Annotated in this window: 3 protein-coding genes; all 3 read left to right on the plus strand. The window is 35.3% G+C overall.

All coding sequences use genetic code 11. The features are described 5' to 3' along the window. Window positions 1-7,677, plus strand: a 7,677-nt coding sequence (locus ATO12_RS22870; RefSeq protein ID WP_034247117.1) for a leucine-rich repeat domain-containing protein, incomplete at its 5' end; no start/stop codon positions are given. A 74-nt stretch (window positions 7,678-7,751) separates the two neighbouring features. Next, window positions 7,752-8,471 carry a hypothetical protein gene (locus ATO12_RS22875; RefSeq protein WP_034247119.1) on the plus strand — a complete coding sequence of 240 codons (720 nt, stop codon included), beginning with the start codon at window positions 7,752-7,754 and terminating at the stop codon, window positions 8,469-8,471. 15 nt (window positions 8,472-8,486) lie between these two features. After that, entirely contained in the window at window positions 8,487-18,929 is a 10,443-nt protein-coding gene (locus ATO12_RS22880) for an RHS repeat-associated core domain-containing protein (RefSeq protein WP_034247121.1), read from the plus strand. Window positions 18,930-18,934 lie beyond the last annotated feature (5 nt).

Raw genomic sequence — 18,934 nt, forward strand, 5'->3', positions numbered from 1 at the left:
AGTGTGATTACAGACTTAACGTTAACTCGTAATCCAATAACTTTATCGATAGGCCCAGCTGATCCATGTGGAGTTTCTGCTGCAGAACGCCAGGCATTAATTGATTTATACAATAGTACAAATGGAGCAAATTGGACCAATACAACAGCAAATAATCAACCATGGTTGATTAATGATCCTACTTCTAAAGTATGTGATTGGTATGGAGTTACTGTTGCTAATGATGAAGTAAGAGGTTTATCACTTACTAATAATAACTTAAATGGAAGTATACCTACAAGCATTGGTAATATGCCAAATCTATCATCATTATATCTGAATTTTAATAATTTATCAGGAAACATTCCAACAAATATTGGAACTTTATCTAAGTTAAGATATTTGTATTTAAACTCTAATCAATTAACAGGAAACATACCGGCAGAACTAGGTAATCTACCAGATTTACTTGATCTGATGCTCTATAGTAATAAATTAACCGGGAGTATTCCTCCAGAATTAGGAAACTTATCAAGTTTAAGAGATTTGAATTTATTGCGAAACCAATTATCGGGTTCGATACCACCAGAACTAGGACAACTTTCTGCCAGTCTTTTTAGGATTAATATAGCAGAAAACTATAATTTGAGTGGTAAAATCCCATCTTCCCTGAAAAATTTATCAGGTTTAACAACTTTTAGATTTAATACAAATAAGTTTATTTTTTCAGATGTTGAAGCCGATTTTAATGACTTAAACGCAAAAGTGAATATATTTAATTATTCTCCTCAAGCCAAAGTAGATCAAACACAAACCTTATCGGTTATTAAAAACGGAAATATAACCTTAACCAGTACAGTATTAACCAGTACAAATAACAGTTATCAATGGTATAAAGATGGGGTTGCAATTACCGGAGCAACAAACAAAGATTTGATCATTTCTAATGCTACAGATGCAGATGCAGGAGTATATCATTTTACTGCCACCAATAGTGTAGTCACTGGATTAACATTAACTCGTAACCCAATAACCTTATCGATAAGCCCGGCAGATGGTTGTGGAGTTTCTGCAGTAGAAAAACAAGCACTAATTGATTTATACAATAGTACAAATGGAGCCAATTGGACCAATAATTCAAATTGGTTATCTGTTACAGTTCCGGTTTGTGATTGGTATGGTGTTACTGTAATAGATGGTAAAGTTATTGCGGTAGAGTTAGTTAGTAATAATTTGGTGGGTGACATTCCAGCTGGAATAAATGGGCTGGTAAACCTGATCAAGTTAAACCTGGAAACGAATCAACTTACAGGAACAATTCCTGTAGAGATGGGACAGTTAGCAAATCTTGAGTTTTTATCTCTAAATCAAAATGACTTGTATGAGGAGATTCCTACAGAATTAGAATTATTAAGTAAGTTAAGATCCCTGTATTTAGGGCACAATAAATTAACAGGAACTATTCCTGTTTCTTTATCTAAACTTAGTAACCTTAGATATTTACACCTTCAGGGAAATAAACTATCTGGAGAGATTCCCGTAGCATTGGGAATTTTATCTAACCTTACAGATTTAAACCTTTATAGCAATGCTCTTACAGGAAATATTCCGGTAGAATTAGGACAATTGTTAAATCTAAAATCACTGCATTTAGATAATAACCAACTTTCCGGGAGTATTCCGGTAACCTTTGGGGAATTACTTAATTTGGTAGATTTAAATCTATATAACAATAGTCTTTCAGGTAGTATTCCTGAAGAGTTGGGGAATCTATCAAAGTTACAATCTTTATATATTTATAATAATCAACTGTCAGGAGGTATTCCGGTTACATTCGGCCGGTTATCAAATCTAAAAGCATTGGATGCTCACAGTAATGAACTTACAGGTGGGGTTCCAGATGCTATAAGTGAATTGTCAAACCTGGAGTCTTTATGGTTACAGGATAATCAACTTTCAGGAAAAATACCTTCTACCTTAATTACATTACCTAAACTTCAATTAGTATACCTCAACGATAATCAATTTGTGTTTTCTGATCTTGAATCAGAGTTCAATGCATACAATTTAAGATTAGGATCAGGGTTCAAATATTTCCCACAGGGCAAAGTCGATTTGGAAGAAGAACAACCGGTTGTACTAGGTGATGAAATTATTTTAGGAACCAAGGCACTTACCAGTAGTAATAATAGCTATCAATGGTATAAGAATGGAGCAGCAATATCGGGAGCTATAAATAGTACATATAAAATAACAGCAGCCAAACAAAGTGATGCGGGAGTATATCATTTTGAAGCGACCAACTCTATTGTACATGACTTGATTTTAGAACGTAACCCTATTACTTTGAAAGTTACGTCGGATGTGTGCTCAGTATCTGCTCGAGAAAAGCAAGGGCTTATCGATTTTTACACACAAACCGGGGGAGCGGGTTGGACTACAAAAACGAATTGGTTAACAGATACTCCAGTATGTAATTGGTATGGAGTAACCGTAGTAAACGGAAAAGTGACAGAAGTAAAATTAGGGAATAACAATTTGACAGGAAGTTTATCAACTTCTTTGATAGAATTGACTAATTTAAAACAACTCGATCTGTCTAATAATCAATTAGAAGGAAGAATTCCTGTTGAAATTATACAGCTAACAAACTTAGAGCAGATTATATTGTCTGATAATAATTTTATAGGAAACCTACCGAAAGAATTAGGGCAGTTGACACAATTAAAAAACCTACAACTAAATAATAATCAACTTACAGGGAATATCCCGGTTGAGTATACTCAATTAACCAGTTTAGAAGAGTTAGGAATAAGTAATAATCAACTTGCCGGTGGTATCCCTTCAGGATTTGATCAACTAGTTGGATTTACAAAATTTGCTATTTTCGATAATCAATTTGTGTTCTCAGAAATAGAGCCGGCGTTTATAGCTTTACAAACGAAACTAGCAGCTAATTTTGTCTATAGTCCACAAGCCAAAGTAGATCAGGAAGAAATAATATCTGCAGCAGTAGGAGAACCTATTACCTTAACTAGCATTGCCTTGACCAGTACAAATAATACGTATCAATGGTATAAAGACAATGTAGCAATCGCAGGAGCAACAGATAAGAATTTTGTAATCGCTTCTGCCAGTGAAGCAGATGCTGGGATTTATCATTTTACATCAACAAATAGTGTAGTTGCCGGACTAACATTAACACGTCATCAAGTAAAATTAGAAGTAGGTACCTCTTCTTGTGAAATATCGGCAGCAGAACGTCAGGCTTTAATCGATATCTATAATACTACGAATGGAGCTAATTGGGCTAATACTTTGTCAAATAACAAGCCCTGGTTAATCAATGATCCTAATTCTAAAGTATGCGATTGGTATGGAGTAAAGGTGACTAATGGAAAAGTAACCTCATTAAGGTTAGTAAACAATACCCTGGCAGGTAATATTCCTTCTTCTTTGTTTCAATTGGTTGGTCTGCAAGATGTTCAGCTTTCAGATAATCAGCTTACAGGGAAGATTCCTTTAGAATTACTAACCTTAATCAAGTTACAGACATTGAATTTAAGTAACAATCAATTAGAGGGAGAAATCCCCGAAAACATTGATCAATTATCAAATTTAGAGCATTTATTATTATCCAACAATAGTTTTATAGGGGGTATACCAAAATCATTAGGACAATTAATAAAACTCGAAGATCTTCAGTTAAATTCAAATCAACTTACGGGTAGTATTCCAGAAGAGTTAGGAGGGTTGAGTAATTTAAGATCAATAGCAATATCTAATAACCAATTATCAGGTAACATTCCTGTTACATTTACTCAATTAACCAAATTAGAGATATTTAAAATAGATAATAATCTATTTTCTGGTACCATCCCTACCGGATTGGATCAATTTGTTGGATTTAGAAACTTCGCCATTTTTGATAATAAATTTATATTCTCAGAAATAGAACCTACGTTTACTGCTCTAAAAGCTAAACTAGGAGTAGGTTTTATTCATAACCCACAAGCTAAAGTTGATGAAATTGAATCTAGAACTGTTGTTGCTGGTTTGCAAGCAACTTTAACATCGAATATACTTACCAGTACGAATAATAGCTACCAATGGTATAAAGATGGTGTAGCTATTCCGGGAGCTACTAATAAAGAATTAGTATTTAATGCTATTAGTGAAAGTGATGCGGGAGTTTATCATTTTACAGCAACCAATAGTATCGTAACAGAACTAACAATAGAACGTAATTCGATAACCATATCAATAGCTCCGGCTGATTCTTGTGGAGTATCGGCAGCAGAAAAGCAAGGACTAATAGATTTTTATAATACTACAAATGGAGCAGGATGGACCAATAATACAAATTGGTTATCGGCTACAGTTTCGGTTTGTGATTGGTATGGAGTTACCGTTGTAGATGGGAAAGTAACAGCTTTGTCATTACCAAAAAATAATGTAGCAGGAGAAATCCCTGCTTCAATTTCTCAGTTAATTAATCTTACCACATTACGACTAAATGATAATAAATTATCAAGTGATATTCCATCTACTTTAGGAAAAGTATTAAGTCTGGAACATTTATATCTTTCCTGGAATCATTTAACAGGAGAAATCCCATCTGCTTTAGGAAAATTAAAAGGCTTAAAAACCTTAGAAGCAATGGGGAACCAACTTACAGGAAATATACCTGTAGAACTGGGTAATCTTACAAGTCTGGAAAGACTTAGCTTGTATCGTAATCTATTAACAGGAACAATTCCTGTTGAGCTAAGTAACTTATTAAACTTGAGGTATCTTAGTCTAAGTGATAATCAATTATCAGGAAGTATTCCTGCATCATTAGGTAACCTTACTAAATTAGAAGAACTTAGTTTATTTAGAAACCAGCTTACAGAAAGTATTCCTGTTCAATTAGGACAATTAAGCAGTTTAAAACACCTTTATTTAAATCATAATCAACTTACAGGAAGTATACCAGTGGAGTTTGGAGCATTAAGCAATCTTCAATTTTTATGGTTGAGTACTAATGAATTGACCAATACTATTCCTGCAGAATTAGGAAACCTAAGAAAATTACAAGATTTTAAAGCAAATGATAACCAACTCTCAGGAAGCATACCTATTGCTTTAGGAAATGTATCAAGCCTTAAATACCTCGAATTAGCGAGAAACCAATTGTCTGGACCAATCCCAGTTCAATTTGGGCAATTAACAAATTTACAGCAATTATATCTTAGTGATAATCAACTTTCGGGAAGAGTACCTACGGCATTAAGTCAGTTGACTAGTTTAAAACATCTGATGATTGATTCGAACAGATTTGTTTTTTGGAATGTAGAACCAGAATTTAATACTTACGTAACAAATCTTATTAGCTTTTTGTACATTCCTCAGGCAAAAGTTGATCTGGTAGAAAATCATACTATTTACACGGGTAAATCTATAACCTTTACCAGTAATGCACTTACAAGTACTAATAATAGTTATCAGTGGTATAAAAATAATATTGCAATACCAGGAGCAACAAATAAAGATTTAATAATAACCAGTGCAACTGCTGCTGACGCTGGAGTATATCATTTTACAGCTACGAATAGTGTTGTTACAGGATTAACTTTGGTACGTAATTCTATCACCCTTTCTGTACTTGTGCCTAATTGGGATTCGACTCAATCTTTTTGTAGCTCTGAGAAAATTCCAACAATAAGTGATTTAGTATCTCCGATTCCTAATACACCAACAGTTACTTGGTATGAAACGCAAACAGGAGGAACAGCTTTAGTTGGATCTACAGAATTAGAAGCTATAGTATATTGGGCTGAAGGAAATTCAAGTGACCCTAGAGTAGGCGTAAAAGTAAACTTGAATGAAGGTGCTCCGGGAGTTGAAGAAGAAGGTTATCAGGCATTTTCAATAGTATCAAACTCTAAAATAAAAGACCTTAAGATCACAGGAACAAATATTAACTGGTATAGTACACCTACTGGAGGAATGCCTCTTGACATAAATACGGTATTAGAAGACGGAAAATCATATTTTGCGCAGCAAGGCTCTGTTAGCTGTAGATTTGAAGTTGTTGTTGCTGTAAAAGTATTTGAACCAGAAGGAGACGGATGGCAATATTTCTGTAAATCAACGGGTCCTACTATAGCTGATCTTGGGGCTAGATATACAATTTTAAGTGGCCATACATTGGTATGGTACAAAGCAGCTACCGGAACAGAAACATATGTATCTACAGAAGGTTTGGTTGATAAAGGAGTATATTATTTAGTTCAGAGAGATGCATTAAATAATGAAAGTACCAGGAAAAGAATTACCGTTTCTATTTTTGATGTCCCTGCACCAATTGTAACCAATAAAAATCAGATTTTTTATACAAATGATCCAGTATATGTTTCAGATTTGGTAGCTACAGGAAATAATATCCTATGGTATGATGCAGCTTTTGGAGGAACGGCATATAATCCTACAGAAAAACTTGTTGATGGAAGAACTTATTATGCAGCCCAAACAGATATAAACTGTACACCAGGTGATATAGGTTGCTGTACAAGTACATTTAGAGAAGAAGTGACAGTAACAATAAGAGAAGAACTGCCACCTTCATTGATCGGATGCGAAAGATTTCGTCCTCAACCGGGAGAACGTTATGTAATAAGTGCGTGGGTGCGAGAAGATGGATTATTGGCAATTAACCCGGTAACCAGAAACTTTAGTGAAGTAAGTAATGTATTTACAGATTTATTAAATCATATTGTGAAAGACAAGGTTTTGGCCCCGGTAATAGCAGATAGGCATATCCCAGAAGTATATGTTCCAAAACCTGATACTCGCGAATTTGATGTATTAGTTCCTTTTATTAAAAATGCTGTGGATAAAAACTTAACCATATATGATTTTGAATATGTAAAAGAAAGACAGAATGGAGTAGGACCAGAGAGAACGGTGGGATTTGAATTTTCATTGGTTCCGGGTAAAAAACATACACCTCAATTTAAATATAGAACACCAAATGTGAAAGGGTATAACTATCCCTATCCACTTCTAAATAATCCTACTCTTACTTTAAACTTTACTGGAACTTCTGTATGTGGTACTAAATTTTGTATGAATTCGTCTTTTAAAATTGATGGAGGATCATTGTCCTATAACAGAAATAATATTGTAAATACTAGTTATAGAACATCGGGAATGTTTTCTAATATTACTAAATATACCTACACTATAGATCCCGATTATCAGGCTATGGAATATGTAAATTCATTATTGCGATTACGATATCGAAATAAAGATGGAGTTGATATTATTCCTCAAAATAGAACAGATATAGAGTTTAAACCAAAGGGAGAGATAGTAGATGGTTGGCAAAGAGTTTCGGCTGATTTCACAATCCCTATAGACGCTACAAATATGCAGATTCATTTAGAAAGCAATATTCAGGGAGATGGATTAGAGCAGCTAAACGTATATTTTGATGATGTGAGAATACATCCTTTTAAAGGTAATATGAAAACTTTTGTATATGATCCTATTACCCAAAGATTGAAATCAGAATTAGATGAAAACAATTATGCAACTTTTTATGAATATGATCAGGAAGGTGGTCTGATACGTGTCAAAAAAGAGACAGAAAGAGGAGTCTTTACCATTCAGGAAACACGTTCAGGAAACTCTAAACTTAATGGGCAGAAATAATGAGAGCGCGCAGCGATTACACGGGGTCTCAATTTTTAATTGATTGATTTCAAATAATTAAAAATATTAAACGCATGAAAAAAACATATAAATATATTATCATTTTATTATGTTGTATTGGAAGTATACAGCAAAATAATGCGCAAAATATAAACATAAAAAATCTCTTTAAAAAGGTAGCACAATCATACAATGATAAAAAGCAATATCAGATTGATGTCACCTATACTATGTATAGAGGGTTAACAGGAAATACGATTACAGAATCTTACCAGGGAAAAATGGTTAAGAACAATGAGTTTTCTCAAATGACGGTATTAAATTCAGAAATTCTTCAATTTCCAGGAGGGCAATTAAATATTGATCATACTTCAAAAACAGCAACTTACATAGGTTCAAAAGGGACTTCTTCAAAGAATCAGCTATTGGATATTAATAGTTTTCTGGATTTTTATGATAAAGTAAAAGTTACAGAAAAGAATGGAGTTTTGGTCTGCGAGATGGTATCTGCCAAACCAAATATTCAGAATCAATATGGTAAAGTAATACTATATATTAATAAAGAGAAGTATTTGATAGAAAAACAGGAATTGTTCTTCTCTACATTAATACCATTTGTAGACGGTAATACCAAAAAAATGGATTATGGGCGCTTGATAGTTCATTTAAAAAACAGAGAATTAGAGAGTTCTGCTGCACCCGTTCTCAAGGATTATATCCATGTTTTATCAAAACAGAATATCACATTAGCAGAACAATATAAAGAGTATCACTTAACCAATCAGGCACACTAAAAAGAAAATGTATTTATGAAGAATACGAACACATATCTTAAGCTTTTTATCTTATTTTTTGTTATAACTTTTGGTTATAGCCAGGATAGATCAGAATATAATCCATCAGAAATTAGTAGTGCAATTACTTCTAATACTGCACTAGTATTTAGTCCGGATCTTGGATCATTAGCGAATACTACTACAGTTTCTGCAGCTACCAGTATAATTTTGAATGTAAATTCGGATCAGCCTCCATATGGTTGGTTTCGATATACAATACAACTGAATGTAACTCCTAGGTTGGCTAACGGAAATTTTGATGATGCAAATACATATCAGGTAGAATTATCTGTAGAGCATAATGTGATTCCCGGATCAGGAAATAGTGGAGTCGATGTAAGAAAACATATTATAAAAGATAGGTATGGAGCTCGGATAGCTGTACAACAAGGTACTTATGAAGATTTGGGAGCAGGTCAGTCACCAGATATCAATGGGTATATTCCCGAAAATATACGATTAGCGGCACAGTTAGATATAGAAAACTATAAACAACTTTCAGATACAAGCCCTCTTCTTCAAGCAGTACATGATAACGTAAGAAACGAATTGACAGTAAAATGGCCTGTGATTGAAGGAGTGGATAATTATCAATTAGAATGGACATGGATCGATAGTTATGGAGATACTTTTGAAACGACACGTACTCCAGACCTTATTAGGTTTAACACCAGAGATTTTGAACAAAACAGTACACGTGTTCAAACCATAAATAACGAATACAATATTCCGTTGATTTATAGCAAAGGGTATATTATTTATAGAGTAAGAGCTGTAGGCCGCTATCAAGAGAATGTATCTAAATATAAATATGGCAGATGGAGTAGTGGGACTAATGAGAAAACCACTGTTGCGAGTTGGCCAGATGTCTATCAAGTAACAGAAGATCATGAAACTGGAAAAAACTGGCAGTTTCAGGCAAGTTATGCAGAAGAAGGCAAGAAAAAAGAAGTGGTGAGCTATTTTGATGGTACGTTACGAAACCGTCAGACCGTTACAAAAATCAATTCAGACGATAATACTATTATAGGCGAAGTGATTTATGACGCACAAGGTCGTCCTGCAATAGAAGTATTACCAGTTCCCACAACACAAAAACAAATAGGGTATGTTAGAGATTTTAATCAAAGTACCTTACAACCAGGGACACCATATGATTATAAAGATTTTGATCTGAACAGTCAAAATGTTTTGGATCAACCGACTGCAGAAAAAGCAATGGCTACTGCAAATGGAGCAAGTAAATACTATTCTGCAGCAAATGATACTAATGGTGATTTTAGAGATCGGATACCTGATGCAGAGGGACATCCATTCTCTCAGATCGAATATATGCCTGATAACACAGGACGTATACGAAGAAAAAGTGGTGTAGGAGTTACTCATCAATTGGGTAGTGGTCAGGAGATGGAGTATTATTATGGTACCCCAGAGCAGAAAGAATTAAACCGCTTGTTTGGTTATAGTGTAGGGAATAAAGCACATTATAAAAAGAATATGGTAATTGACCCTAATGGCCAGGCGAGTATTAGTTATATCGACCCTCAGGGCAGAACTATTGCTACTGCTTTATCAGGGTATTCACCGCAGAATCTGATAGGACTTCCTGATGAGGCCGATGCTAGCGGATTACATAAAGAGCTAAACGTTGATCTGTTGGGTAAGTTATCCAGAGATGCCAAAGACACTAACACCGATAATAATATAAAAACTGCTACACAAAACTATGGAGCATCAGAAGATGCCTTAGAATATGCAGGAACTAAAGTTTCTCCTTTTGAAGAAAACAGAACGTTTAACTATACAGTTGCTAATGATCCGTTTTTTGAATATGCCTGTACTACCACAAATAATGTACAATATCCGTTAGTATATGACCTGGCTATTAATGTATTAGATATAGATGGGAATTCTCTAATGACGGTGCCGGTAAAAGAAAAAATAGATTTAAGTAAAGGAACTCCAGGAACATTTGTATTACCAGAATTTGTAGCACCAGTAAAGAGAGGAAGTTACAGCATTACCAAAAGTTTGGTGGTGAGTAGAGAAGCTTTAGAAGAGTATGCAGATGCATATGTAAAAAAACTTCAGGATAAAAACGATGCTTGTTATATCAGCCCCGAAGAGGTAACGAATTTACCCGTATTAAGTTTTGAAGGTTGTTTTGTGACTTGCAAAGAATGTGAGGATGCTTTAGTTGCAGATTATGGAGGAAGAGCTTCTTATGTAACTACTCAGGTAGCCAATTATGATTATTCAAAATTGGATTACCTGTCTGCTACAGAATTAGCCAATGAAAAGATAAGATTGGGCGATGTGTTTGGTATCCAATGGGATGCTTTGGTAAGAGCTTGTAATGCACCATGTGCAGATGGTACTATTGATACAGGTGATACCACAGAGGATATCGTAGCCAATTCAATTAGTTGTGGTATAGCAGCATCAGCATTGCTTAATGATATGAAACCATTGGGACAGTATGGTGCATATACAGCAAATATATATAATAACCAAGCTTCAGGAGCATCTACTTCTGCAAATAATGCTAAGCTGAATATTTATAATGAAGCAAATGAATTGTATAGCGCCAAAACTTCTTCGGGAGTATTTAATAGCTGGCGTAATCCTCGCCATGCAAAATATGATGCCGCACCAAGCGGAACAGGAGTATACACAAAAGGACACTATTATAATGAAGAAGGTACCATAAGTTATGTAAAAATAAAACAAACGATTACTATTACCACTACTGATGCTGGAGAGGTGCAAGAAGAGATTAGCTATGCTCCAGCATTACAAGAAGGTGCTGTTATTATAGAAAAGCCAGGCGATCCAGAGTTTGTGTATGTAGAGCCGCAATACCTCGCTAATGTATCAGATTTTCTAAGTGATGACATCTGGCAAGAGCAATGGGCAGAATCATTGATTGTATATCATCCCGAATACTGCTACCTCGAATATGCAAATGCCGTTTGCGAAGTCACAGCAACAGTTAGTGGAGCTAAAATGAATTCTGATGGATTTGATATGTATCTGCAATCAGTTAAAACATTTGCAGATGCAAAAACAGCAGGTTTACTAGGAACTTTAGAAACGTTATCAAGTAGAGACCCTTATTTTTCGAGTGTTATCCCAAGAGTAGAAAACACAACCTCTCAAGGAGCACGAAAGGATATTATTAGAGAATCTCTTACCCAGAATTACAATGGCAGTGATAAGAATGTAATGGAGTTTACTTTGGGAACTCTGGTATGTAACAGTATCTCGAGTTGTGATTTGGGATTAGGAGCCAATCCAACAGCAGGGGCTATTGTAGCTAAGGTAGATACATTTACCGATGTTGCTAAAAAAGATCAGTTCTGGAATACGTATAAAGCTAATTATGCCACTGCCAAGCAAACGATCCAAAGTTTATTTGGTAATATTTATGCTATAAACAAAGGATGTTATAACGGCTGTATAGGTACACAGGCACCACCCACTACTTTGCTTACCGTACTATCCAACTATAGTACTACTGTAAATAATAAAGTAGAAGGATTAATTACAGGTACAGCTAATGGATTGTGTAAAGATGTACATGTAGCACAATATGAGAAAAAAGAAAAACGCTTTAAACCATCTGATAATTTATACAACTCGGGGGATAATTCCAGAGATATTTATGATGACCTGGCAAACTTTACCAATTATGAGTATTATGTAGCAACAGGTGTATGTCCCAAGGCCAGGGATTTAGAGATGTACCTTACCTATTATTTTAAGGAATATAGTTCAGGGATTAGTACCTCCAATGCCTATACAGGTGCTTATCTGAGTCCGGCATTATTTACTGATTTAGGAGGAGAACACCCCACAGATGTTGCTATTACTGTAAAAAATGCAAAGATAAATGGTGATAGAACGTTACAGATTCGATTTAACCAAAATAATCAGGATGTTGGCGATATTCCGATTGAAGTAAACTTACCGTCAGCATCGGTTTTTGGGAAGACATGGAATGACTATCGTGCATCCGACTGGATGATTACCAATATTAAACAAATCTATCCTAGTTATGATAGCACCGCCAAAGTATTTAAATATAGCCTGGTGGCCGAGGTGCGTATAGGTACCGGTAGTACTGCCACTACCCAGGAGATTATTTTAACAGGTACTACTCAGGCTCGAATTTCTAATTGTAGTATTACTGATGCCGATGGAATAGGGGAATATATTGGTGATGGTAGCGGTACAGATATCTCTGGGTGTAATAATACCTCTCGTTTTGAAACAGCATTACGTAACCTGTTATATGAACTCGAAACGAACAATACCATCAATAATGCTAGTGTAGCTCTGAATGGTTTAGAATCCTATACCGGGATGTATCTTGATACATTTTTTGGTGGAGGCACTGCTGTTTGGAAAACAGGCCCTGTAGGCACGTATACGATAGAAGTAGCTGGAGTAACCAAATTTACAATGGTATTGGAGAATGCTTTAGACGCAGCAACCATAAAAATTATTACAGGAGCCAATGTAAACTATACCTATACAGATACGGGAGAGATTAAGGAACAACAATTAAATATTACCTATCGCGAAGCAGATCATTTTCCTAAGGTAGTAACCGCCAAGTTGTATGAATCTTGTGATACCACAACAGGTAAATGCAGATTGATTAACCTGTTATGTTGTGGGGATATTAATGATTTGGTAGGGGATGATCTTACAGAAGTAGTTGCTTGTCCTGATCAGGCAGATGGAGAAAAGTTGTTAGAGAATCATATGTTACAAGTCCTAAATGATGGAATAACTAATGTTGCAGAGAGTACTTCTTTTACCACTTACAGTTCTGCTATCATCAATGAATTTAAAACAGCAGCAAAACTTAAGGATCGTTTTAAAGCAGATATTGCCTCATCGACGAATGCGAATGAGACTTTTGATATTTCGATTACTCAGATCAAACACACGTCTTCTAGTGCAGGAAAATTTGAAATTAGATTCTCTGGTAGCGAAGATGTGTTTGCCAAAGCGGCTATTATTGCAGTTGATTTTTCAACATTTGATACTACATCTTCAGCAATTACAGAAATAGTATCGTTCGATATTCGTGAGTTTAAGGAGATAGGCGGTGGTGGATTAGATCTCCCTACTCCTGTGGCTTTAGTTCGAATAACCTATAAAAATGAGTTAGGTATCATACAAACTAGAGATGTAAGCCTTTCTATTAGATATATAACTCCAGGTTTAGAATTACCAGAATATACCAGAGATTATTGCAAATTCTTTGAAGAACCTCCTGTGGGTCCAGTTTGTATAGATACCGATTCAACTCTACAGCAGTTTATTAAAGATTTCCTTCCATTGGTTAATGAGTTTTTTGCAGAAAACACAGTTTTAGAGAATACCCAAGAACTACTTGTTTCTGCGAAGACTTTACAAAATTACAATCAATTTCTTCAGGAATTCTTTACATTAAATAGTGGAAAATCCTGTTACCATAATAGAAGTTGTATTGATAATGCTGCTGTAGATTTTGCGAATTTGGATCAAATTAAAATTGGTGTTATAAGATCATATAGTTCAGGCAGGATATATCATAGATTTGTTGTGCAGTTTTCTGATATTCATTTCTTTATGTTTAATCTTCTTGATGCTAATGTCATTAATGGTTTGGAAAGAATGATTTCAATGGATCCTATAAAATATAATAATAATAATACCCATCCATTGTATTATTTTTCTACAAAATATATAGTTAACGGTAACGAAGTTACAAGTGATATGTATAATATTCAATCTAGATGGAATATTCATAATTATCAGGGTTCCCCTTACACATATGGTTTACTTTTTAAGTGTTCATTATATGATAATTATGGTAATCTTCCTATACAAGAAAACCCAGAAATGATTGATAATAATGATGCTGATGCCTGTTCGGAAAATATTATTGAAGAGAATACATTTGAAAATCAATTAAAAATTATTTTTAATAGAGCAGTCAGTCAAGTAAAAAATGATGGGATTACTGATGATGTTTTTGAAATAGATTTTAACAATCAAGAAATAACAAACAATTTTGAGATTCAAACTGGTTTTAATAGAAAAATGAAACTATTAAACAGTACTTCAAATACTGATAATTCTTATGGAATTTTTAATGGAAAATTAAAAATCAGTTATAGGAGAGTTCTTGCAACTCAAACCGCGTTTTGGAACCAAAATTTTGGAAACTTTTATTTTGAGTTTATTACGGAAGATACTAACGGTATTGAGACCGGAAGAAATCAAATTCGGATAAGGTTTGAAGATGATTTTCCTTCAATTTTCGAAATTGGATCAATTTCTGAAATAATGATTCTGAGAAATCAATTTATGACTGTTAGATACATCGATAATTTGGGTAATTCGAAAATCGCTAAAAATATTCCAATTCAATTCTTTAGAACAGGTTTTTCAGGAGATGGATTGAGTGAAGATTTTTGTACATTATTTGGATCAGGTGTAGTATCTACTTTGACAAATCAATCAAGAAATACTTTGTTTGCAGAAAAATCCGCCACTGTTATCGCAGACGAAACCATACCTTGTGGTCCTAGCGTTTGTATCCCACCAGTGGTGCCTCCTGTAAGTTGTACAGAGAAGTATACTACCTATACCACAGTAATGAACGGTATCGCAGATAAAGAAGAAGGAGATGTGGTATCAGAAGAGGAATTTTGTAAAAACTCTTTGCAATACCTGGTTGATGATTATAAGTATTACCTCACCAAATTCGGAATTACCTCGACCTTAGATCTGCATTATATGTCTATGGCTCGTTTTGGAGCTACCGAGTTTAATTTTGGATATCCTGGTATGCGACAAGCGTACAAAGGTAAGCCAGCTATTATCGATTTGTATTTTACACATACGAGTGGTAGTGGTACAATAAAAACCTGGGCGGCATTTACCACAGATTATCTTAATCAACCGGGGAACGAAGATATCTGCGTACCTAGAGCATTCCCTACAGATTTTAGTGATGTTACTATAGAGGTGCCAGACGATACAGATTGCGAACAATTTGTAAAAAGTGTACGCGCAGCATATACCAGAGATGCTTACGAAAGTTTTATCACGATCAAACGAGAAGAATTTGTTAAAGGATATATCAAAAAAGCAATCGATGATGCCGTAGAGACCTTTGATATGAAGTATTTTGATAAAGAATATCAATATACCTTGTATTATTACGATCAGTCGGGGAACCTGTTACAAACCGTTCCTCCAGAAGGTGTCGACCGTTTTACCAATGCAGAACTAATGGCAACGAATACATCGGGGATAACACTTAATGATCAGATCAATCAACATCGGGCAAATAACATTGCCACAGAAAGTACAAACCTCTTGCCAAATCATGAGTTGCTTACGCAATATCGTTACAATTCTCTTAACCAGCTGGTATGGCAAAAAACACCAGATGGGGGCATTACACGCTTTGCTTATGATAAATTGGGTAGGATTATAGCTTCTCAAAATGCAAAACAACGTATTAATAACAGATTTAGCTATACTACCTATGATGAGTTGGGTAGAATCACTGAAGCGGGAGAACTCATACCAGATACTGCGATCAGTATTAATGATACTACGGGTAAATTAGTATATACTAGTGGTGGTAACGAAGTTCCTGCACGGGTAGAGGATAATTACCCCGTTAATATAGCTGCAAATCGAGTAGAAGTAACCCGTACACGATATAATGATTTACAAATCGCAGCAACAGAGATTTTTGAGACGGTGCTGGATGCAGATAATTATGCAAGCACGACTCGTAATCGTGTATCTGCAATTTATTACTACGATACCTATGGTTCTGGTACCATAGAGCGCCAATATAACCATGCGATTTTCTATACCTACGATATCCACGGTAATGTAAAAGAACTGGTACAGCATAATAAGCAAATGGCATTAACGCTAGATGATCCTACCTCGGGTATGAAACGCACCCGGTATGCCTATGACTTGATTAGTGGTAACGTAAATACAGTAACCTATCAAAAAGGGAAGCCAGATCAGTTTATCCATAAGTATCAATATGATGCAGATAACCGTATTGTTAATGTACAAACTTCTGATCAAGGAATGATCTGGGAACAGGATGCCAGCTATCAATACTTTGCGCATGGCCCACTGGCCAGGACAGTACTTGGGGATAAGAAAGTACAGGGGATGGATTATGCATACACCTTACAAGGATGGCTAAAAGGAGTGAACTCAGAAAACCTAAGCCCGGATACCGATATGGGAGGAGATGGAGCCAATGGTGCTACCGTAGCCAAAGATGCTATGGGGTATTCTCTAAGTTACTATACCGGTGATTATAAATCTGTAGGTACGACCAATGCGACCTCTTTTGCGTATAGCAATACCTCTGGACTACAAAGCAGTAAAAACCTATATAATGGTAATATCAAGCAGATGGTGACCAGCCTGATTGATAATAATGAGTCTATGCTCGCATCACAGAGCAACCATTATGAGTATGACCAGCTTAACCGTATTAAGGCTATGCAAAGTAATAAGGTGGTTGGTACTACGGCTAGTCCTACCTATAATACCAGTTATAGTTATGACAATAATGGTAATTTAAAAACCTTACAACGATCTGCAGTAAATAGCCAGGGTACGGTAGTAAATATGGATGACCTTACCTATACGTATAAAAAGGTTACTGATCCCGATACGGGGTTACAAAAACGCTCTAACCAGTTAGGGCATGTAGATGATGCCATTACAGGTAGTTCGTTTAATGACCTCGAAGATCAGAATCCTAATAACTATGAGTATGATGCTATAGGACAACTGATTTCTGATAAAAAAGAAGGAATTACCAATATCGAGTGGCGCGTAGATGGCAAAGTAAAACAGATTACTAAAAGTAATGGTACGACCATAAGCTTTGCTTATGATGGTCTGGGAAATCGTATTTCTAAAACAGTACTACCAGAAAACAAAACCACGTTGTATGCACGCGATGCACAGGGGAATACAATGGGCGTATACGAAGCCAATACCAGTGGATCTGTCGCTACCGATATGCGTTTACGCGAGCATCATATCTATGGTAGTAGTCGATTAGGGTTAGAAGAAAAAAACATACTGCTCACAACTACAGATACACCAGCTACCATTACTTTTAGTAATACTGTAGGAGATAAGCGATATGAGTTAAGTAACCATTTAGGTAATATAATGAGTGTAGTAAGCGACCGTAAGAATGCAGTTACTACAGGAAATTTAACTACCTTTACCCCAGACGTTCTTACATTTAGTGATTACTATCCTTTTGGGATGTTATTACCTAATAGGCATGGGAACTCTGGAGATTACAGATATGGTTTCCAGGGACAGGAAATGGATAACGAAGTTAAAGGAGAAGGGAATTCTGTAAACTACAAATATAGAATGCATGATCCAAGGGTTGGTAGGTTCTTTGTGGTGGATCCTTTATTTAAAGAATATCCTTGGAACTCTGTTTATGCCTTTAGCGAGAATAGGGTGATACACATGGTAGAATTAGAAGGTTTAGAATCTGTTTTTTCTGAAGAGTTTTGGTGGAAGGTTGGTACAAAACTTTCAATAATTGATGTTAATCATCCTAAAAATAATCCTCATAGCTTTAGAGCAAGAGATCCTTTGGGGTGGGAACTTGAAAATGCTCCAAGCCACACAGCTAATAGGCCGACAAAAAATATAACAGGTAATTATCTTTTTGATGCAGCTTTGATGTTAGGAGGGTATGATACATTCAGACGAGCATACAAAGGTGACCGTAAAGCTCAAGCACAAGTTATAATGGGAACAATTTTATCTTTTGATGGTATCCCTGAACAGAGTTTTCTTGCTAATGGATTTAGACGTGGTGGTATCAGAAATCGAATAGGGGGAAATCTTGAAAAATACCTTACAAGATCAGAATTCGCATTATCTACTAAAAGAGCTCAAACGTTGAGTAGACAAATAAATAAACTTGGAGGTAAGAGTAACTGTTTGCTTTGCGCTTCAGAAGCCCATGCTTCTGCTTTAGGAGAATTTTTTGAATCCGCCAAAATAGTAAAAAATCCAGCAGGATTAACTTTTGAAGAGGCAAATTCATTCTTGAAAACTAGATTTAAAAATGTGTCAAGTGAAGTAATGAATTTGGGGTCTATGATTAATGATTTGAATAGTTTTATACCAGAGAGTCGAGGAGCTGCAATAATTATTGGAAAATTTAATACACCTTTGCCTGATGGGGCGACTCATCATGCTCTTAATGCAGTTAAAAGAGATGGAAAATGGTATTTTGAAGATTATCAGTCAGGTAAATCTTATACTCAATATTACATTAAAAAGACATTTTCTTCTATGAAGATGATTGATGCACACAATTAATATTA

This window comes from Aquimarina atlantica (assembly GCF_000626715.1).
GTDB lineage: Bacteria > Bacteroidota > Bacteroidia > Flavobacteriales > Flavobacteriaceae > Aquimarina > Aquimarina atlantica.